This is a genomic window from Herbaspirillum huttiense (genome assembly GCF_047300815.1).
Classification (GTDB): domain Bacteria; phylum Pseudomonadota; class Gammaproteobacteria; order Burkholderiales; family Burkholderiaceae_D; genus Herbaspirillum; species Herbaspirillum huttiense_A.
Genome location: NZ_CP178608.1, coordinates 4,322,635 through 4,343,103 on the forward strand (window position 1 = coordinate 4,322,635; position 20,469 = coordinate 4,343,103).

Sequence of the window (20,469 nt, forward strand, 5' to 3'; positions counted from 1 at the left end):
AGGTTCAGACCAGGCCGAAGGCGGTCAGCAGCAGGTCGATCAGCTTGATGCCCACGAACGGCACCACCAGGCCACCCACGCCATAGATCAGCAGGTTGCGGCGCAGGAGCACGGCCGCACCCAGCGCGCGATAGCGCACGCCACGCAAAGCCAGCGGGATCAGTCCCACGATCACCAGCGCATTGAAGATCACCGCCGACATGATGGCCGAATCGGGACTGCTCAAACGCATCACGTTGAGCGCGCCCAGCTGCGGATAGCTGGCCACGAACATGGCCGGAATGATGGCGAAGTACTTGGCCACGTCATTGGCGATGCTGAAGGTGGTGAGGCTGCCGCGCGTCATCAGCATCTGCTTGCCGATCTCGACGATCTCGATCAGCTTGGTCGGATTGGAATCGAGGTCGACCATGTTGCCGGCTTCCTTGGCCGCCTGGGTGCCGCTGTTCATGGCCACGGCCACGTCGGCCTGGGCCAGCGCCGGGGCGTCGTTGGTGCCGTCGCCGGTCATGGCCACCAGCTTGCCTTCGGCCTGGTGCTGGCGGATCAGGGCCAGCTTCTGTTCCGGCGTAGCTTCGGCGAGAAAGTCATCGACCCCCGCTTCAGCGGCGATGGCCGCGGCCGTCAGGCGGTTGTCACCGGTGATCATGATGGTCTTGATGCCCATGCGGCGCAGTTCGCCGAAGCGTTCCTTGATGCCGCCCTTGACGATGTCCTTCAGCTCCACCGTACCGAGGATGCGGATCGGTGCGCCCTGGTTGATGACGGCCGCCTCGTTGTTCCATTCGATCACCACCAGCGGCGTACCGCCACGACGGGCGATGGCTTCCACATCGCTTTCCACCTGGGCCGGCAGGCGCTGGTCGGCCGAGCGCACCAGCTTGCGGATGGCGTCGGCGGCGCCCTTGCGGATGCGGCGAGTGCCGATGTCAATGCCGGAGACACGGGTCTGGGCCGAGAACGGAATGAACTCGGCACCCAGGTTGGCCATCTCGCGTTCGCGCAGGTTGAAACGGTTCTTGGCCAGCACCACGATGCTGCGGCCTTCCGGCGTTTCGTCGGCCAGCGAGGCCAGCTGGGCGACATCGGCCAGTTCGCGCTCGGCCACGCCCGGTGCCGGCATGAAGGCGGCGGCCTGGCGGTTGCCGAGGGTGATGGTGCCGGTCTTGTCCAGCAGCAGCACGTCGACGTCACCGGCGGCTTCCACCGCACGGCCGGAGGTGGCGATCACGTTGGCCTGCATCATGCGGCTCATGCCGGCCACGCCGATAGCCGAGAGCAGGCCGCCGATGGTGGTCGGGATCAGGCACACCAGCAGGGCGATCAGCGCCGTCACCGTGACCGGCGAACCGGCACCGGCGGCGGTCACCGAGAAGATCGAGAACGGCAGCAGGGTCACCGTCACCAGCAGGAACACCAGCGTCAGCGCCACCAGCAGCAGGGTCAGCGCCAGTTCGTTGGGGGTCTTCTGGCGGCGTGCGCCCTCGACCATGGCGATCATGCGGTCCAGGAAAGCTTCGCCGGGATTGACCGAGACACGCACCACGATCCAGTCCGACAGCACGCGCGTGCCGCCGGTGACGGCCGAAAAGTCACCGCCGGATTCGCGGATCACGGGTGCCGATTCGCCGGTGATGGCGCTCTCGTCGACGGTGGCCACGCCTTCGATGACGTCGCCATCGGCGGGCACCGTATCGCCCGCTTCGATGAGCACCAGGTCACCCTTGCGCAGGCTGCCGCCTTCGACCACTTCACACTGGGCAGCGGCGGCGGCCACGCCACCGCGTGTCTGGTCGCTGCTGCGCAGCTTCTTGGCCATCACGCTTTTCTTGACGCCACGCAGGGCGGCGGCTTGCGCCTTGCTGCGGCCTTCGGCCAGGGCTTCGGCGAAGTTGGCGAAGAGCACCGTGAACCACAGCCAGGCGGCGATGGCGAAGATGAAGCCGGCCGGCGCTTCACCCTTGCCAGTGACGGCCTGGATGAACAGCAGCGTGGTCAGGATACTGCCGAGGTAGACCACGAACATCACCGGATTGCGCCATTGCACGCGCGGCGACAGCTTGCGGAAGGAATCGGCCAGGGCCGGCTTGACGATCATGGGATCGAACATCCAGCGCGCAGTCTGCGCGGCGGAAGGAAGGGCATCGGCCGGCACGGCCTGGGTGCTGGCAGCCGGAGTATTGCTGGAAGGGGTAGTCATAAGGGTATCCGTTGCGGGTTGCTCCCCCTGGCGCAGTGCCCGGGGGAATCCATCCAATCATTTACATCGCCATCATCTGCAGGTGCTCGACCACCGGTCCCAGCGCCAGCGCCGGCACGTAGGTCAGGGCACCCACCAGGATCACCGCACCGATGAGCAGCGCCACGAACAGCGGGCCATGCGTGGGCAGGGTGCCGGAGGTGGCGGCCAGGCGTTTCTTGCCGGCCAGCGAACCGGCCATGGCCAGCACCGGCACGATGATGCCGAAGCGGCCCAGCCAGGTGCAGATGCCGGTGGTGATGTTGTAGTACGGCGTGTTGGCCGAAAGTCCGGCGAAGGCGCTGCCGTTGTTGTTGGCGGCCGAGCTGAATGCGTAAAGGATTTCCGAGAAACCGTGCGCACCGGGGTTGGCGATACCGGCCAGGCCTGCTTCCACCATCACCGACAGGGCCGTAAAGATCAGCACCAGCGCCGGGGTCATGAGGATGGCGATGGACATCATCTTCATGTCGAACACGCCGATCTTCTTGCCCAGGTATTCGGGGGTGCGGCCGATCATGAGGCCGGCGATGAACACCGCCAGCACCGCAAAGATCAGCATGCCGTACAGGCCCGAGCCGACCCCGCCAAACACCACTTCACCCAGCTGCATCTGCAGCATCGGCACCAGTCCGCCCAAGGGCGAGAGCGAGTCATGCATGGCATTGACCGCACCGCAGGAAGCGGCCGTGGTGATGGAGGCAAACAGCGCCGAGGCCGGGATGCCGAAGCGGGTCTCCTTGCCTTCCATCATGCCGGGGCCGGAAGCGTGCAGCGAAGCGAGCATGGGATTGGGCTGCGACTCGGCATACATCAGCACCAGCGTCAACACCACGAACAGGATCGTCATCGAGGCCAGGATGGCCCAGCCCTGGCGACGGTCGCCGACCAGCACGCCGAAACTGGTGCAGAGTGCCGCCGGGATGATGAGGATGGCCAGCATCTGCAGGAAGTTGGTCAGCGGCGTCGGGTTCTCGAACGGGTGCGCCGAGTTGGCGTTGAAGAAGCCGCCACCGTTGGTACCGATCATCTTGATGGCTTCCTGCGAAGCCACCGGGCCCATGGGCAGGGTCTGCTGGTCGGTGCTCTGCGCTTCGGTCAGCGGTTCGCCCTTGGCATCTTTCAAGGGCTGGCCTGCGGCATCCAGCTTGGGGATGGTGTAGTTGGTCACTTCCAGCGTCTTCACTTCCTGGTACGAACGGAAGTTCTGGATGCTGCCCTGCTGTACCAGCACCAGCGCGAACACCACCGACAGCGGCAGCAGCACGTAGAGCGTGCTGCGGGTCATGTCGACCCAGAAGTTGCCGATGCCCTTGCTGCTGTGGCGGGCGAAGCCACGGATGAGGGCGAAGGCGATGGCGATCCCGGTGGCGGCCGACAGGAAATTCTGCACGGCCAGTGCGGCCATCTGGGTCAGGTAGCTCATGGTGGCTTCGCCCACGTAGCCCTGCCAGTTGGTGTTGGTGACGAAACTGAGCGCCGTGTTGAAGGACGAGTCCGGGCTGACGTTGGCCAGCGCGGCCGGGTTCAGCGGCAGCCACTGCTGCACGCGCTGCAGCAGGTAGACGACCACCAGGCCCAGGAAGTTGAACAGCACGGCCGCGATGGCGTACTGCTTCCAGTCCATCTCGTGCTCGCGGCTGATGCCGCAGAGGCGATAGAAAACGCGTTCGATGCCGCCGAAGAGACGGTTCACGCGGGACTTGCCTTCCATCACGCGGGCCATGTACCAGCCCAGCGGCAGCGAGAGCACCAGCAGGACGGCCAGGTAGAGGCCGAGCTGGAAATAATTGTTGCTGTCCATGTCAGAAATCCTCCGGCTTGATCAGGGCGTAGACCAGGTACAGCAGGAGGGCGATGGAAACCACCAGCCCCGGCAGATACATGAGGTTCATTTCTTCTCCCCTTCCTGCCGTTCCAGACGGCTGCACAGGGCGATGAAGGCCCACATCGAGAGGCCGCAGACGAGCAGCATGCCTATGTAGAGAAAATCCGTTTGCAACATTTCCCACTCCATTGTTGACGTTGTTGTTCGCTTCCAGGGACGGAAAACGAGACAGTCGAACGATAGGGAAAGCCGCATCAAATCCCGGTAAATGTTTGGCGCAGGCGCGTAAACAAACCGTAAATGAGACGGTGCGGCTCGTCAGCAAGGACGAGCGCGAAAAGGAAAAGCCAGGAAAGGAAGGAAAGTGGAAGAACCGGACGCGATCGCGCCCGGCGGATCAGACGTCGCCTGCGCGCCCCAGTTCGACCCGGTTCTTGCCCAGGCGCTTGGCGGCGTACATGGCCTTGTCGGCCATGGAGAGCAGTTCCTCGGGGCCGACTTCGCCATCCAGGTTGGGCTGGTAGACGGCCACGCCGATACTGCTGGAGATGTTGACGGTGGAATGCGTCAGCTCGAAGGGTTCGCGGATGGTCACCAGGATCTTCTCGGCTACCATCACCGCGTCTTCCTGGGTCTGCAGGTTTTCCAGGATCACCACGAATTCGTCACCGGCCAGGCGCGCCACGGTATCGACGTCACGCACCGAGCGCTGCAGCCGGCGCGCGAACTCGACCAACAGTTCGTCGCCCGCTTCATGGCCGTAACGGTCATTGACCCCCTTGAAGCCATCGATGTCCATGAAGAACAGGGCCAGCAACTGGTCGGCACGGCGTGCGCGCATCATGCCTTCGGGCAGGCGGTCGCTGAAGGCGCGGCGGTTGGGCAGGCTGGTCAGCACGTCGGTCAGGGCCAGTTCGCGCATCTGGTCGCGGAAGGCCAGGCGCTCGGTGATGTCGTGCAGGAAGGCGATGAACAGGTGGCCGCTCTGGCGCTTGACGTGGCCCACCGTGATCTCGATGGGCAGCTCGTGGCCATCGTGATGCAGGGCCTGCAGCTCGATGCGGTTGTTGATGACCACGCTGGTGCCATCCTTGAGGAACTGCGCCATGCCGCGATTGTGGGCAGCTCGCATGTCGGGCGGGATGATCAGTTCGGCCATGTCGCGGCCCATCACCTGGTCGCGCGGCCAGCCCAGCAACAGCTCGGCCTGGCGATTCCATTCCACGACGCGGCCGTGCTCGTCGGCGGCGATGAAGGCGTCCTGGGCATTTTCCAGGATGGCGCGCAGTTCGGCCGCGCTTTCTTCGAGCTGGATCTGGTTGGCCTGCTGCTGGTCCAGTGCTTCCTGCAGGGCGCTGGCGGTTTCGTGCAGGCGGCTGGTGCGCTCGGCCACGCGCTGCTCCAGGCTCTCGTTGAGGGAGCGCACCTCGCGCAGGTAGCTCTCTTCGCGCTCGACCATGTTGACCAGGGTCGAGGAGAGCAGCTGGATTTCGCGGTAGCTGTTGATCTGCGGGATGGCGACGTCGGGCCGTCCGGCTGCACGCAGTTCCAGCGCAGCGGACAAGGCATTGATGGGCCCCACCAGGCGCCGCGTGAGCAGGATGGCCAGCAGCACCAGCACCGCACCGGAGAGGGCACCCACCACGATGACGCGCTTTTCCAGGTCGCGGAAGGCTTCCAGGGCCACCGTCTCGGGCTGGCGCACGATCACGGCCCAGTGCAGTTTCATGCCGCCCTTGGCGCCGGTGCGCGCATAGCCGCTGACGTAGCGGCGGCCATCCGGTCCGGTTTCGATGAGCGATCCACCGTTGCTGGCGGTCTGGGCGGCGCGCACGCTGGCCGTGTCGAGCTTGGTCTCTTCCATGCCCTTGGGGCCGAGGATGACGGTGCCATCGTCGCGCACGATGAGGACCTCGACGTCATAACGGTTGCCGGTCGGGTCCAGCAGCTTGGAGGCGATGTCACGCGCCCACGACCACGAGAGATGCATGCCCACCACGCCCAGGTAATGGCCGTTCATGTCGTGCACCGGGGCCGAGAGATCGACGAAACGCCAGGGATTGGATTGCGGGGGAAGTTTCTGCGCAAGCAGCACGGCCGGATGGAAATCGGCAGCGTATTCGCCCTTGCTGCCTTCCTGGAACCACGGGCGCTCGGCGACGCTGGCGCCTTCCAGCAGGCCGTTGGTGGCCACCATCACGACGCCCTCGGGATTGGCCAGGCCGATCCAGGCGTAATGCGGCACGTTGGCCTGCAGTTCGTTGAAGACGCGGCGCACGCGCGGCAGATCATGTCCGGCGCGCACCGAAGGACGCTGCACCAGCAGGCGCAGGTCGATTTCGCGCTCGGTCATGCCGCGTTCCAGCGCGTCCTGCATCTGCCAGGCCAGCTGTTTCATGCGCGTTTCGCTCTCGGAACGCGCATAGCCGCGGGTGAACTGATCCACCAGGATCAGTACCGACACGGTCGTGATGAGCACGGTAATGACCACCCCCAGCGTAATCAGTGACGACAGATTGGGCGGGGATGGGGCTTTATTCTTGTTCAATTCAGACAAAATTGCGACGCGGCTTGATGCATGACGGCTCCCCTGTGAACCGCATAGGTTTACGGCATCTTGCCAGAACAGCTATGGTTTTTCATCGCATTTCCCGAAAAACTTCGAGAATTTTTTTCTACAACGAAAAACTCACGAATCCTCCCGATTCAAACCGGAGACAAAGCCCGTAAAAGCGTGCAATAGACGCCATTTCCCGTCATTCGGGAAATGCAAAAAGACAACGGATGGCGAACATCCGTGAGGATCTGCGCCATCCGTCAATGCACTGTGGCGGCCCGGCCACCGTGCCGGGCACTACACCCCGGCGCAGACCCCGTCGGCACGGGGATCGGTGGCGCCTTCGATGACGCCATCCGGATGCACGCAGACCGCGCCGGCGTGTCCCATCATGTCGGTGTAATCCTCCACCACCTGCACTTCATGGCCGGCCTGGCGCAAGGCGTCGATGGTGGCGGCAGGCACCCGCCCTTCCACCTTCAGGTTGGTGGAGACATCGCCCCAGGTGCGGCCCAGCAGCCAGCGCGGTGCGCTCACGGCCGCCTGCAGGTTCTGGCCGAACAGCACGTGGCGCGTGAAGACCGCTGCCTGGGTCTGCGGCTGCCCTTCCCCGCCCATGGTGCCGTAGGCCAGGGTGCGGCCGTCGTTGAGGCGTGCCAGCGAGGGGTTCAGCGTATGGAAGGGCAGCTTGCCCGGTTGCAGCTGGTTGGCCCCGTCATCGAGCGTAAAGCTGGCGCCCCGGTTCTGCCACACGATGCCGGTGTCGGGCACCACCACGCCGCTGCCGAATTCCCAGAAGATGCTCTGGATGTAGCTCACCACGCGGCCTTGCGCGTCGGCGGCGCCCATCCAGATGGTGTCGCCCGGCTTGGCCGGGTGCGGCCAGGGGGCGGCGCGCCGCATGTCGATCTCTTTGGCTTCCTGCTCCAGCGCCTCGGCCAGCAGCCAGTGCGCGGCATCCACGCTCATGTGGGCCGGATCGGTGACGTGCTGGTTGCGCAGGATGAAGGCGCGCTTGGTGGCTTCCACCAGGCCGTGGATGTGTTCGAAGCCTTCGGCCTGCGTGATGCCGAGACGGTCGAACAGGCCGATGATCATGAGGGCCGAGACGCCCTGTGTCGGCGGCGGCAGGTTGTAGACGCGGCCTGACGTTAACTGCACCATCAACGGCTTGACCACCTGCGCGCGGAAGGCTTCCAGGTCGCTGCGGCGCACCGGGCTCCCGGCCGCTTCCAGGCCTGCAGCAAGGCGTTGCGCGAGATCGCCACGATAGAAATCATCCAGACCGGCCTCGGCCAGGCGCGACAGGCTCGCCGCCAGGGCTGACTGTTTCAGCACCTTGCCCTGGGCCGGAATGCCGTCGGCGGCATAGGTGGCAGCAAAGCCGGGCTGGTCTTTGAGCTCGTCCCACTTGTCGCGGGTGAGTTCATGTTGCGAGCGGGTGATGGGTACACCGTTGTTCGCATGCCGGATGGCATCGGCCAGCAGCACCGGCAAGGGCAGCGCGCGGCCGAAGCGGCGCGCATGTTCCAGTGCCGCTGCCCAGCCACCGACCGCACCGGCCACCGTCAGCGCGGCGTGGGGCCCGCGCGTGGGTACGGCACTGTGGCCGTGCTGCGCATAGAACTCCTTGGTCGCCAATGCCGCCGAGGGACCGCAGGCGCGGATGGCCACCGGTTCCTGCCCCGGTTCGCTGATGACCCAGAAGCCATCGCCGCCGATGCCGTTCATGTGCGGATAGACCACGGCGATGGTGGCCGCCGCCGCGACCATGGCTTCGACCGCATTGCCACCCTCGCGCAGGATCTGCGCACCCGCTTGCGCGGCCAGGTGATGGGGAGCGGTGACCATTCCGCCCAGACAGGTCTTGCTGTACAACATGGCTGACTCCTGATGTTCTTGTCGTGATGAAAAAACTGCTGCGAGGATGATACCTGCGGATGGCCGGGCTTTCAGGCGGCCGGCGCTTTGGGTGCATCCATCCACGAAACGTGGGCGGCCACGATGCGCCAGCCTTGCGGACAACGCAGCCAGGTATGGCTCTGGCGGCCGATGCGCGTTTCGCCCGCGCGCGTGAATTCGGTATCGGCCACCGCATAGTCCTGGCCATAGGTGGTGATGACGGTGGCGTGCAGGCTGCGCATCAGGTTCTTGGGTGAACGTCCCTGGCGGAAGGCGCGGATGGCCTCGGTGCCCACCAGGTTCTCGGTAGCGCCGTAGCGCACGGTGTGCGGGCTGTCGAGAAACAGTTCATCGAGGACCTCGACCTGATTGGTGGTGAGCGCCACTTCGTAGCGTTCAAAGACGTGGCGTACTTCGGCCACCACGTCGGGCAGGTTGATGGCGTAAGGCTGGGTCGGTTCCATGTTCAATCCTTGCAGTGACTCAGGGTCAATGTGCGCCGAGATAGGCCTTGGCCAGCGCGTCATTGGCGGCGATCTCGGCGGCCGTGCCTTGCGCCACCACGCGTCCGCCTTCGATGACGTAGGCGCGGTCGGCCAGCGACAGCGCCAGTGCGGCCATCTGGTCCACCAGCACGATGGTCATGTTCTCGCGGCGCAGTTGATCGAGGGCGGCAAACAATTCGGCGATCACCTTGGGGGCCAGGCCAAGCGAAGGTTCGTCCAGCAACAGCACGCGCGGTCGCGACATCAGGCCGCGTGCAATGGCCAGCATCTGCTGCTCGCCGCCGGAGAGCAGCCCGGCACGGTGATGCAGGCGCTCGCGCAAGCGCGGGAAACGGCCCAGCATGTCTTCCACGCGCGCCTCCACATCCTGCGGATAGAGGAAGGCACCGAGGCGGATATTGTCCAGCACCGAAAGTTCGGGGAACACCTGCCGTCCCTCCGGTACCAGCACCACGCCGTGGCGCACGATCTGTTCGGCGCGCAGGTGCATGAGGTTCACGCCACCGGCATGGATGCCGCCCTGCACCGGCCGATGCAGCCCGGCCAGCGAGCGCATCAGCGTCGACTTGCCGGCACCGTTGGCCCCCAGCAGCGCAATCATCTCGCCCTGGCGCACCTGCAGGTTGATGCCGTGCAGGACCGGTTCGGCCCCATAGCCGGTGACCAGCTCGCCCACGCCCAGCAATTCGTCGGCGCCGGTGACGGCGTTGCGCACGGCCGCCACCGCCTGTTGCGATCCCTCACCGAGATAGGCCTTGCGCACCGCCGGATCGTTCTGCACTTCCTGCGGCGTGCCGATGGCCAGGCGCTGGCCGGCATCGAGCACGACGATGCGGCGCGAGATCTGCATCACCAGTTCCATGTCGTGTTCGACCACCACCACGCTGACGCCGGCCTCGGCGATCCTGGTCAGCAATTGCGCCAGCAGGGTCTTGTCTTCGCGCGAGAGACCGGCAGCCGGTTCGTCCAGCAGCAGCACATCGGGATCGGCCGCGAGCGCGCGAGCGATTTCCACCAGGCGGCGGTCAACGTGGGCCAGGTCGGCGCTGGGAATATCGAGCGCACCGCGATAGCCGCAGAAGTCGAGCAGCTGGCGGCAACGCGCACGCACGTCACCAGAGACGAAACCCCGCGCCGACAGCAGGCCGCCCAGACGCCCGCGGCCACAGGCCAGGGCCACGTTGTCGGCCACCGTGAGGCTGCCGAACAGTTGCGAGGTCTGGTAGGTGCGGGCCACGCCGTGGCGCGCGATGCGGAAGGCGGGCAACCCGGCCAGCGGCGTCTGGCCCAGCGTGAACTGGCCGGCGCTGGGACGATAGAAACCGGAAAGCATGTTCAGCGCCGTGGTCTTGCCCGCCCCGTTTGGACCGATGAGGCTGGTGACGGCCGCGCCGGGGACCTCGAAGCCGAGATCGCTGACAGCGCGCACACCGCCGAACACCATGGTCAGGCCGTCGGCAGCGAGGGTGCGGCGCGCGCGTACCGGCAGGGCGACGTCTTGCGCATCCTCCTGCAAGGCGGCATCGCGGACGGCATCCACCGGCTTGCGCAGGCGTGCCGCCAGCTTGCCCAGCAGGCCGGTCACGCCATCGGGCGCCACCCACAGCACCAGCAGCAGCAAGGCACCGAAGAACAGCAGGCGATAGTCTTCCAGGCTGGAGAGCAGTTCCGGCAAGGCCCCCACGATGACCGCACCGATCACCGGACCGAGGATGGAGCCCGAGCCGCCCAGCACCACCACCAGCACGAACAGGATGGACTGCATGAAGCTGAAGGTATCCGGTGTGACGAAGGTGGAGAGCGGTGCGAACAGCCCCCCGGCCAGACCGGCCAGCGCCGCCGAGAGCGCAAAGGCTACGGTCTTGATGACCAGCGGATTCAAGCCGATGGATTCGGCGGCCGTTTCGCTGTCGCGCACCGCGCGCATGGCCGCGCCCCAGCCGCCGCGCGAGAGCCAGCAGTAGGCGGCCAGCACGACGGCGGCCGTGATGATGCCCAGCACCGCAATCGCACGCTCCGCCTGCAAGCCAAGGAAAGCGGGTGCCGCCAGGCCCATGATGCCGTTCTGGCCGCCGGTCAGGTCGCGCAGTTCGATGATGGCGTGCTGGATGATGAAGCTGAAGGCAATGGTGATCATCGCCAGGTACGGCCCCTTCACGCGCAGCGCGGGCAAGGCCAGCAGTACGCCCAGCGCCCCCGCTACCACGGCCGCCAGCGGCCAGGCCAGCCAGAACGACAGTCCGGCCTTGGTGGTGAGGATGGCGACGGTGTAAGCACCGACGGCGTAGAAGCCGACATGGCCGAAAGAGACCTGGCCGGTCAGTCCGATGAGCACATTGAGCCCGATGCCGACGATGGCCACCAGCGCGATGCCGGCCAGCACGAAGACGTAGTAGCTGTTGATCGACAAGGCCAGCGTGATGGCCGCGATCAGGCCCACTGCAGAAAACGCCAGCGCAGCGGGTGTGCCCAGGCCCAGCTTGATCCTGCCTGCCGCCGGGGCCACTGCCGGATGAGTGGCCGCCTGCAGGCTGCGGGCGATGGAATGGGGTAAACGATTCATACCTTTTTCACCTGTGCGCGGCCGAACAGGCCATTGGGACGAATGGCCAGCACCGCGATCACCAGCGCGAAGGTGATGATCTGGGTATAGCCGGAACCGAGCGTGGCCGTGATGAGGGCTTCGGCGATGCCAAACAGCAGGCCCGCGATCATCACGCCCCAGGCGCTGGTGATGCCGCCGAGGATGGCCACCGCAAAGGCCTTGAGGCCGAACAGCGTGCCCATGTCGGCATTGACGTTGAAGAGCGGGGCAATGAGCACGCCCGCCACGCCGGCCAGCAGCGTCGAGAGCGCGAAGGCGACCGCGATGGCGCGCGTGATCGGGATGCCCATCAGGCGCGCCGCATCACGGTTCTGCACCACCGCCAGCAGGGCCGTGCCCCAGCGCGTACGGCGCGAGATGGTGTGCAGCAGTGCGGCCAGCGCCAGGCCGATGGCGGGGATCAGCAGGTGCAGCGGATAGACGCCCAGCCCCATGCCGCCCAGCTCGATGGAGGACAGCGCCAACGGCGAAGGCAGGCTGCGCGGTTCCTTGCCGAAGGTATGCATGACCAGGTTGTCCAGCACGATGCCCAGGGCCACGGTGGACATCAGCCAGGCATTGGAGCCCTGGCGCGCGAAGGGGCGAACGGCCAGCACCTCGACCAGCATGCCGTAGAGCGCGCAGGCGGCCAGCGCCAGGACGATAGCCAGCCACATCGGCCAGCCCAGTGTCTGGGCAAAGGTGAAGCACAGCACGGCCCCCAGCATCATGGAGCTGCCCTGCGCAAAATTGACGGTGCCGGAGACGGCATACGTCATGTAAAAACCCAGCGCCATCAGACCGTACATGCTGCCCAGTCCGAATCCGCTGATCAGTGCCGACAACAGCAGCATTGTGTTCTCCTGGCGCCGCCCTGCCCGCTCATGCAAGCAGCGGCGGCGCATCGTCTTTGCAAAAGGTGTTACTGGGCCAGGCCAACCGGCAGGATGCGGTTGTCGATGAATTGCGCCCAGACATAGTCATCGGCTTGCAGGGCGTCATGCACGGTCGGGCTGAAGGGCTTGACGTAGGTCTTGATCAGGCCTTCGTAGCGGTCGATCTTGTAGAAGCCTTCGCGCACCGCATCGCCATTGGTGGAGCCGGCCTTGGCGATGGCCAGCGCGGCCAGCTGCATGCCGTCATAGGCATTGGCCACGCCCACGGCCGGGGTGATGTCGTCCGGGCCCTTGATGGCGGGATACTTGGCCTTCAGATCGGCCACCACCTTTTCGCCCACCGGCGAGAGCTTGCCGAAGAAGCTGAAGGTCTGGATGAAGTGCACGTTCTTCGCATTCGGTCCGGCCAGTTCGGTGAAGCGGCCGCCGGCCGGGCCCCAGTGCGAGACCACCGGTACCTTCCAGCCCATGCGGTCGAGCGACTTGACCACCTGGGCCGACGGCCCGACGTTGCCCACCAGATAGAGGGTGTCGGCACCGGCCGCCTTCAGGCGGCTCAGTTGCGGCACCACGTCGACGTCGCTGGCTTCAAATTTCTCGATGCCGGCCGGCTTCAGGCCCTTCTCAGCGAGCGCGGCGACAATGCCTTTTTCATTCGATTCGCCCCACGGGTTGTTGACCAGGATCAGGCCGGCCTTGCTGCTCTTGAAGGTCTTTTGCGCGTAGTTGAGCATGGCCTTGTCCACCAGTTCATCCACCGCCGAGACGCGGAAGGCGTAGTTGGGATTGGCGCCATTCTTCGTCACGCCTGTACCGGCCGCCCAGGGCCCGACGAAGGGCACTTTCTCCTGGTTGATGATGGGCACGATGGCCATCGAGACCGGCGTATCCAGGCCGCCGAAGAGCACCGCCACCTTTTCCTTGAAGATCAGTTCGCGTGCGGCCACCACGCCCTTGGCCGGATTGCCTTCATCATCGCGGCGCACCAGTTCCAGCTTGCGCCCGCCCAGCAGTCCGCCCTTGGCGTTGATCTCGTCGATGGCGATGCTCATGCCGCGCGTCAAGGCTTCCCCGGCCTGGGCCGACTGGCCGGAAAGGGCCGTGACCAGGCCGATCTTGATGGTGTCGGCCGCCAATGCCAACGGCGACAGCGCGGCGGCGAGGGTGGCGGCTGCAGCGGCGATGAGGGTACGGCGGGTCAGGCGAATCATGGTGTTGCCTCCATTAGGTTGCGAGAAGTGAGTGTGTGGCTTTGCCCGGCATGACTTATGCAAGGGCTATGCCAAGCGCAGCAGGAAGGCTTAATTTTTGCCGACAATATCTCTCTAATAGTGGCGGCATTAAATACGGAATATTGCTGCTGATCGGATATTTAACTTGCAGTCAATAATGCACAATGATTGTGCAAACCATGGAGAAAATGATGCACGCCGCACCATCATCAATCACCGGACAGGGAACGACCCTGCCTCCCCTGCCCTATGATCCGGCCGCCCTGGTGGACGAATACCTGCGCGTGCTGATGATTCCCGACCCGGTGGCCGCGCGCCGCTTCGTCTCACCGGAGCTGAAGATCCGCTTTACCGGCGGCCGGGAAATGATCGATCCGGCCCAATGCGCGGCCTTCAATGCCACCCGCTATGGCTGGGTCAAGAAGCGTTTCGAGGGAACCGAAGTGGTGGCCGGTGCCACGGTCGAACAGGCCATCGTCTACAACCGTGGCACGCTCTATGGCGTGTGGCCCGACGGCGAGGCCTTCGAAGGCAATCGCTACGTGGACCGCTACGTGATCCGCCACGGGCTGATCGTGCAGATGGATGTATGGAACGACAGTGCCGAACGCCTGCTGGTGCGCGCCGGCCTGGCCGAGCTGTAAGGAGGCTGCATGCAAGCGACGATCCTGCCGCCCAATGCGGGCGAAGCGCTGGGCCATGATGATGGACGCGACGCCTATGGCGTGCTGCGCTCGCATGGCCGCTTCGGCTATTCGCCCATCCATCGCCGGCCCGATTACTGCTGGCCCAATGGCGCCAGACTGGCGGTGTACCTGGGCTTCAACATCGAGCATTTCGCCTTTGGTGAAGGGCTGGGGGCCAAGCTGGGGCCGGTCTGCCCGGAGCCCGACGTCCTCAACTATGCCTGGCGTGAATACGGCAACCGCGTCGGTGCCTGGCGCTGCCTGGAATTGTTCGAGCAACTGGGCCTGCCTGCCGGCGTGCTCATCAACACCGCGCTCTACGATCATTGCCCGGAACTGGTGGAAGCCTTTGCTGCGCGCGGCGATGAACTGATCGGCCACGGCCACACCAATGCGCATCAGCAAGGCCGGCTGGACGAGGAAGCCGAAGCCGCCCTGCTGCGCCATTGCCGCACCCGCATCCAGGCCGAGAGCGGCGTAGAGCCCACGGGCTGGCTCTCGCCCTGGATTTCGGAGAGCCTGGTCACGCCCGACCTGCTGCAGGAAACCGGCTATCGCTACAACCTGAACTGGGCCCATGACGACCAGCCGGTACGCATGCGCACCCGCACCGGCGAGACGCTGTGGTCGATTCCCTATCCGCAGGAATTGAACGACATCCCCATGATCGTGGCGCGCCAGATGGATGGCCGCGACTTCGCCCGCATGATCGTGGACAACTTCGACGAGATGCGCGAACAGGCGTTGCGCCAGCCGCTGGTGATGGGCATTGCCCTGCATCCCTACCTGGTCGGCCAGCCCTATCGCCTGCGCCACCTGCGCACCGCCCTGCAGCACCTGGCGGCGGCGCGCGATCGCGGCGAGATCTGGTTCACCACCCCCGGCGCGATCTGCGACCACGTGGACAGCCTCGACCAATTACGCCAGCCGTTCTGAGCCGGCATGACGCACCAGGAGAATGAATTGAGCACTGCCCAGGCCACGGCCACCCGCACCACCGCCTTCGAGATCAATGACCACGTCGGTGCCTTCGTGCCGCATGGCCGCTTCACCCTGCCGGGCGCCGCCCGTGGCCCGCTGGCCGGATTGCGCTTCGCCGCCAAGGACTTGTTTGACGTGGCCGGGCACCCGACCGGCGCCGGCAACCCGGACTGGCTGCGCAGCCATCCCATCCCCACCCGCAGCAATGCGCTGGTGGAGCAGTTGCTGCAGGCCGGCGCCACCCTGGTCGGCAAGACCTTGACCGATGAACTGGCCTACAGCATCCACGGCGACAACCATCATTACGGCACGCCGGTCAACAGCGCCGCACCGGAGCGCGTGCCGGGCGGCTCCTCCAGCGGCTCGGCCGCTGCGGTGGCCGCGCGCCTGTGCGACTTCGCGCTGGGCACCGATACCGGCGGCTCGACCCGCGTACCGGCCAGCTATTGCGGCGTGTGGGGCCTGCGCACCAGCTTCGGCCTGCTCTCCACGGCCAATATGGCGCCGCTGTGCCCCGGCTTCGATACGGCCACCTGGCTGGCCCATGATGCCGGCACCTTCGAGCGCGTCGGCCAGGTCCTCTTGCCCAAGACCGGCACGCTGCCCTTGCGCCAGGCCCTGCTGCCCTTCGACATGCTGGAACTGGCCGAGGCCGATTTCCACCCCGTGCTGCATCGGGTCTACGATGCGCTGCGCAGCGAAATGTCCGGCCAGCACATGCGCCTGTCGGGCGACGAAGGCGAACTGGAGAAATGGCGCCTGGCCTACATCCAGGCCTCGGCCTTCGATGCCTGGCAATGCCACGGGGCGTGGATCAGTTCGGCGCGCCCGGTGTTCGGCCCGGCCGTGCAGGCGCGCTGGGACATGGCGCAGGACATCAGCGCCGAGACCGCCCGCGCCGCGCGCGAGAAGCAGGACCTGGTGCGGCATCGCGTGCGTTCGCTGCTGGGCGCCGACGGGGTGGCGGTGATTCCCTCGGCCTCCAGCGTGGCCCCTTTGCGCGATGCCACGGCGGCCGAGATCGACCAGGTGCGTGCGCGCACCTTCCGCCTGACCTGCGTCGCCGGGCTGGCGGGCTTGCCGCAGGTGAGCATGCCCTTCACCACTCCCGCCGGACTGCCGATCGGCGTATCATTGCTCGGCCCGGCCGGCAGCGACCTGGCCCTGATCGGGCTGGCCACGCGCCTGTGGCGCAGCCTGCAGGCAGCGCAATAGGACCGGGCACGATCCACCCTACGACAAGACGATGAGCGACCTCTCCCCCCGCAAGACGGCCAAGCCGTCTTCCCGCACTGGCAAGTCCCAGGAGCACGCCACGAAACCGGCACCGGCACCGGCCCGCCAGAGCCGCGCCGGCCGTCCGCGCGTGCGGCACGATGACCTGGCCGATACCGCGCCCCTGGTACTCGAAGGCGAAGCGGGCGAGGACATCATCGTGCGCATCTACCAGACCGTCTTCGACAGCGTGATGAGCCAGCGCCTCACCCCCGGCACCAAGCTGCCGGAGGCGGCGCTGTGCGAACTGTTCGGCGTGGGCCGCACGGTGGTGCAGAAGGCGCTGCAGAAACTGGCGCACGAGCACATCGTCGAATTGCGGCCCAATCGCGGTGCCGTGGTGGCCATGCCGACACCGGAAGAAACACGAGAGATCTTCGAGGCAAGGCGCGCACTGGAAGGGGCCATCATGCGGCTGGCCGTGCGCAATGCGACGCGCGCAGACCTGGCCAAGCTGCGCCGCCAACTGAAGGAAGAACACCAGGTCATGCACAGCTATGCGCAGACCCACTGGGCGCGCCTGGCCTCGTCCTTCCACATGCGGGTGGCCGAGCTGTCGCGCAATGCCACGCTGCAGCGCTACCTGGGCGAACTGGTGTCACGCTGCTCGCTGATCGTGGCACTGCATGAGCCGGCCGGGTATGCGGCCTGCGAGCATGATGAACATACCCATATCGTCGACCTGATCGAACGCGGCGACAGCGAGGGCGCGGTGGCCGCCATGGAAGCGCACTTGGTCTCGCTGGAGGAGCACATTCACCTGGTGAGCGAAAAGAGCGGCAACAGTCTGGCGCGGATGCTGGGGATGGAATAAGGTCATCACCCGCATCACCTGCATCACCTGCATCGCTTTGTAGGGATGAAAAAAATGGCGGCAAGGACTGAAGTCCCTGCCGCCATTTTTTCTTCGCAGCGCCGATCAGATCGTGACCGATTCCTTCAATGCCTCACGCGCTTGCGCTGCGATCTCGAAGGAATGCAGGCGCGCCGCGTGATCGAAGATTTGCGCGGTGATGATGAGCTCGTCCGGCGCATGTTCATCGATGAAGGCTTGCAGGCCTTCTTCCACGGTCTCGCGGTCACCCACCACGGCGCAGGACAGCGAGCGCTCGACATGGGCCTGTTCGCCCGGCTGCCACAGCGCATCGATATCATCCACCGGCGGGCGCAACTGGCCGGGCGTGCCCCGGATGAGATTGAGGAACTGCTGTTGCAGCGAGGTGAAGAGGCGCTCGGCTTCGCGCTGGGTATCGGCAGCGAAGACGTTCAGGGCCAGCATCACGTAAGGCTTCTTCAAGGTGGCCGAGGGCTTGAAGCGCTCGCGGTAGATCTGCACGGCCGACTTCATGAAGCCCGGCGCAAAGTGCGAAGCGAAGGCAAACGGCAACCCCAGTTCGGCCGCCAGCTGCGCGCTGAACATGCTGGAACCCAAGAGCCAGATCGGCACTTTCAGGCCGCTGCCCGGAACGGCGCGCAGGTTCTGGTAGTCCGAGGCTTCGTCGAAATATTCCTGCAGTTCAATGACGTCCTGCGGGAAGTTATCCGCCGTATCCCCGCCCATGTGGCGGCGCAGGGCGCGCGCGGTGCGCTGGTCGGAACCCGGCGCGCGGCCCAGGCCCAGGTCGATGCGGCCGGGATAGAGCGACTCCAGGGTGCCGAACTGCTCGGCGATGACCAGCGGCGAGTGGTTGGGCAGCATGATGCCGCCGGAGCCGACGCGGATGGTTTTGGTGTTGGCCGCCACATGCGAAATCACCAGGGATGTGGCCGCGCTGGCGATGCCGGGCATGTTGTGGTGCTCGGCCAGCCAGTAGCGTTTGTAGCCCAGGGCTTCGGCGTGCTGTGCCAGTTCCTTGCTGTTGTTGAAGGCCTGGGCGGCAGTGCTGCCCTGGTTGATCGGGGATAGATCGAGGACGGAAAACGGAATCATGCGGAAATCCTTGTCGAGTCGGCACGGCCTTCGCAGGCCGTGCCGGTGGCCGGGTAGCTACCCCGGAAAAAGGCGTGCGATGGTCGGTGCGCGGACTCAGTCCAGCTTCACCACCAGCTTGCCGAAGTTCTTGCCTTGCAGCAGACCCATGAAGGCTTCGGGCGCATTCTCCAGGCCTTGTACCACGTCTTCGCGGTAGCGCAGCTTGCCTTCCTTGAGCCAGGTGCCGACTTCCTTCTGGAAGGCCGCATACAGGTCGGGGCGATTGACGTAGTAGTCGAAGATGATGAAGCCCTGCACGCGAATGCGCTGGGTCAGCAGACGGCGCAGGATGGCACTGCTTTCGGTCGCCAGGCTGCCGCCGTTGTAGTGGGCGATCAGGCCGCACACCGGCACGCGGGCGTGGATGTTGAGCAGCGGGATGACGGCATCAAGCACGGCACCGCCGACGTTTTCGAAATACACGTCGATGCCGCGCGGGCAAGCCGCCTTCAGTTGCGCGGCGAAGTCGGGCGCACGGTGGTCGATACAGGCATCGAAGCCCAGTTCCTTGACTGCCGATTCGCACTTCTGTGCGCCGCCCGCAATACCGACCACGTGGCAGCCGCGCTGCTTGGCGATCTGGCCGACCAGCGAGCCGACCGCACCGGTGGCGGCGGCCACGACCACGGTTTCACCGGCGCGCGGCTGGCCGATGTCGATCAGGCCGGCATAGGCGGTGTAGCCGGGCATGCCCAGCACGCCCAGCGCATGCGACGGGTGAGCGAAGTCAGCGGGCAGCTTGTTGGCGCCGCTGCCGTCGGAGATGGCGTATTCCTGCCAGCCGGTGTAGGCCATGACCAGGTCGCCTTCCTTGAAATCGGGATGGCGCGAGCTGACCACGCGCGAGACCACGCCGCCGGTCATGACGCCGTCGATTTCCACCGGCGGTGCGTAGGAAGGGGCATCGCTCATGCGGCCGCGCATGTAGGGATCCAGCGAGAGCCATTCACCGCGCAGCAGCATCTGGCCTTCCTGCACTTCCGGAATGGCCACTTCTTCCAGCCGGAAATTCTCGGCGGTGGGGGCGGCCGCTGGACGCGAGGCGAGGACGATGCGGCGGTTGGTCTTGGGTAATTGGGTCATGGAAATCCTTTCCGTATTCGGTTCATTGAGAGGCGCGCGGGGCCATCGGCTCCATCTGGCTGGATAAGGCTTGCTTACTGCGGTGCCACCAGCACATGCCGCGTGACCAGCATGGCCGCTTCCATCGGTGCACGGTCACGGCCCAGCTTGGACAGCAGGCTGGCCCCCAGCCACTGCTGGTACAGCATGGTGGCCGTGGAGAGCGGCTCCAGCACGGTGTGCAGCGAGCCTTCGGCGATGCCTTCCTCGATGCAGCCGGCAATGCGTTCGATGAAACGCTGCGTGCCGCCGTGCAATACCTGGCGCATGTCGTCGGAGAGATCGGCCACTTCGGCGGAGAGCTTGACCACCAGGCAGCGCTGCTCGGCTTCCTCGCAGCACTGGCTTTCCAGCCAGTAACCCCAGTAGGTCAGCAGGCGCTGGCGGGCATTGTCGCCCCGGCTGCGGTCGGACAGGACGTGATCCAGCCGGTCCAGGTAGCCGGCCACATAATGCTCGATCAGTTCGCGGCCATATTGTTCCTTCGATCCGAAGTAGTGATAGAAGGAACCCTTGGGAATCTGCGCCGCCGCCAGGATCTCGGCCAGGCCGACCCCGGTGTAGCCCTTCTGCGCAATGAGCGCATGGCCGGCTTGCAGGATGTGGCGCTTGTTGTGGTCGTAGTGTTCTCGCATGCGGGCCATTCTAACGGAAAATTAGACCGGTCGTCTAAGACCGGTCTTTTTCGC

At 65.5% G+C, this 20,469-nt stretch carries 16 protein-coding genes; 4 read left to right on the forward strand and 12 right to left on the reverse strand.

Annotated elements, in window-relative coordinates; genetic code table 11:
* Positions 1–4 precede the first annotated feature (4 nt).
* From kdpB to ACLRDN_RS19795, 9 genes are all read right to left on the reverse strand, one after another.
* Positions 5–2,200 carry a potassium-transporting ATPase subunit KdpB gene (kdpB, locus tag ACLRDN_RS19755; protein ID WP_413457678.1) on the reverse strand — a complete coding sequence of 732 codons (2,196 nt, stop codon included), beginning with the start codon at positions 2,198–2,200 and terminating at the stop codon, positions 5–7.
* Positions 2,201–2,261: 61 nt separating this feature from the next.
* On the reverse strand, positions 2,262–4,043 hold the full coding sequence (gene kdpA, locus ACLRDN_RS19760) for a potassium-transporting ATPase subunit KdpA (RefSeq protein ID WP_413457679.1): 1,782 nt from the start codon (positions 4,041–4,043) through the stop codon (positions 2,262–2,264).
* A 1-nt stretch (position 4,044) separates the two neighbouring features.
* The gene (gene kdpF / locus ACLRDN_RS19765; RefSeq protein ID WP_413457680.1) at positions 4,045–4,134 is read right to left on the reverse strand and encodes a K(+)-transporting ATPase subunit F; all 90 of its coding nucleotides are present in this window, start codon (positions 4,132–4,134) and stop codon (positions 4,045–4,047) included.
* Positions 4,135–4,464: 330 nt separating this feature from the next.
* The gene (locus ACLRDN_RS19770; protein ID WP_413457681.1) at positions 4,465–6,615 is read right to left on the reverse strand and encodes a diguanylate cyclase domain-containing protein; all 2,151 of its coding nucleotides are present in this window, start codon (positions 6,613–6,615) and stop codon (positions 4,465–4,467) included.
* 306 nt (positions 6,616–6,921) lie between these two features.
* Entirely contained in the window at positions 6,922–8,505 is a 1,584-nt protein-coding gene (locus ACLRDN_RS19775; RefSeq protein ID WP_413457682.1) for a gamma-glutamyltransferase family protein, read from the reverse strand.
* A gap of 71 nt (positions 8,506–8,576) precedes the next feature.
* Positions 8,577–8,990: an oxalurate catabolism protein HpxZ gene (hpxZ, locus tag ACLRDN_RS19780; RefSeq protein ID WP_413457683.1), complete on the reverse strand. Its 414-nt coding sequence runs from the start codon at positions 8,988–8,990 to the stop codon at positions 8,577–8,579.
* 25 nt (positions 8,991–9,015) lie between these two features.
* A complete protein-coding gene (locus ACLRDN_RS19785; protein WP_413457684.1) occupies positions 9,016–11,595 on the reverse strand; it encodes an ATP-binding cassette domain-containing protein in 2,580 nt (859 codons plus the stop codon).
* Positions 11,592–12,470 (reverse strand): branched-chain amino acid ABC transporter permease, encoded by an 879-nt coding sequence (locus tag ACLRDN_RS19790; RefSeq protein WP_413457685.1) that lies wholly within the window; start codon positions 12,468–12,470, stop codon positions 11,592–11,594. Before ACLRDN_RS19790 ends, ACLRDN_RS19785 begins: the two co-directional genes overlap by 4 nt.
* A gap of 68 nt (positions 12,471–12,538) precedes the next feature.
* Entirely contained in the window at positions 12,539–13,723 is a 1,185-nt protein-coding gene (locus ACLRDN_RS19795) for an ABC transporter substrate-binding protein (RefSeq protein ID WP_413457686.1), read from the reverse strand.
* A gap of 212 nt (positions 13,724–13,935) precedes the next feature.
* Here ACLRDN_RS19795 and ACLRDN_RS19800 point away from each other — a divergent pair, with 212 nt between their 5' ends.
* The 4 genes from ACLRDN_RS19800 to ACLRDN_RS19815 are packed head-to-tail and all read left to right on the forward strand — an operon-like array spanning position 13,936 to position 17,500.
* A complete protein-coding gene (locus ACLRDN_RS19800; RefSeq protein WP_413460422.1) occupies positions 13,936–14,388 on the forward strand; it encodes a nuclear transport factor 2 family protein in 453 nt (150 codons plus the stop codon).
* A gap of 9 nt (positions 14,389–14,397) precedes the next feature.
* A complete protein-coding gene (locus ACLRDN_RS19805) occupies positions 14,398–15,366 on the forward strand; it encodes a polysaccharide deacetylase family protein (RefSeq protein ID WP_413457687.1) in 969 nt (322 codons plus the stop codon).
* A gap of 27 nt (positions 15,367–15,393) precedes the next feature.
* Positions 15,394–16,626 carry an amidase gene (locus tag ACLRDN_RS19810; protein WP_413457688.1) on the forward strand — a complete coding sequence of 411 codons (1,233 nt, stop codon included), beginning with the start codon at positions 15,394–15,396 and terminating at the stop codon, positions 16,624–16,626.
* A 31-nt stretch (positions 16,627–16,657) separates the two neighbouring features.
* Positions 16,658–17,500 carry a GntR family transcriptional regulator gene (locus ACLRDN_RS19815; RefSeq protein WP_088755666.1) on the forward strand — a complete coding sequence of 281 codons (843 nt, stop codon included), beginning with the start codon at positions 16,658–16,660 and terminating at the stop codon, positions 17,498–17,500.
* A 105-nt stretch (positions 17,501–17,605) separates the two neighbouring features.
* On the opposite strand, the gene ACLRDN_RS19820 is transcribed toward ACLRDN_RS19815, so the two are convergent.
* From ACLRDN_RS19820 to ACLRDN_RS19830, 3 genes are all read right to left on the reverse strand, one after another.
* A complete protein-coding gene (locus ACLRDN_RS19820; protein ID WP_413457689.1) occupies positions 17,606–18,616 on the reverse strand; it encodes an LLM class flavin-dependent oxidoreductase in 1,011 nt (336 codons plus the stop codon).
* Between the two features lie 96 nt (positions 18,617–18,712).
* Positions 18,713–19,741, reverse strand: a complete 1,029-nt coding sequence (locus ACLRDN_RS19825; protein WP_413457690.1) for an NADP-dependent oxidoreductase — start codon at positions 19,739–19,741, stop codon at positions 18,713–18,715.
* Positions 19,742–19,815: 74 nt separating this feature from the next.
* Entirely contained in the window at positions 19,816–20,415 is a 600-nt protein-coding gene (locus tag ACLRDN_RS19830) for a TetR family transcriptional regulator C-terminal domain-containing protein (protein WP_413457691.1), read from the reverse strand.
* Positions 20,416–20,469: the final 54 nt, after the last annotated feature.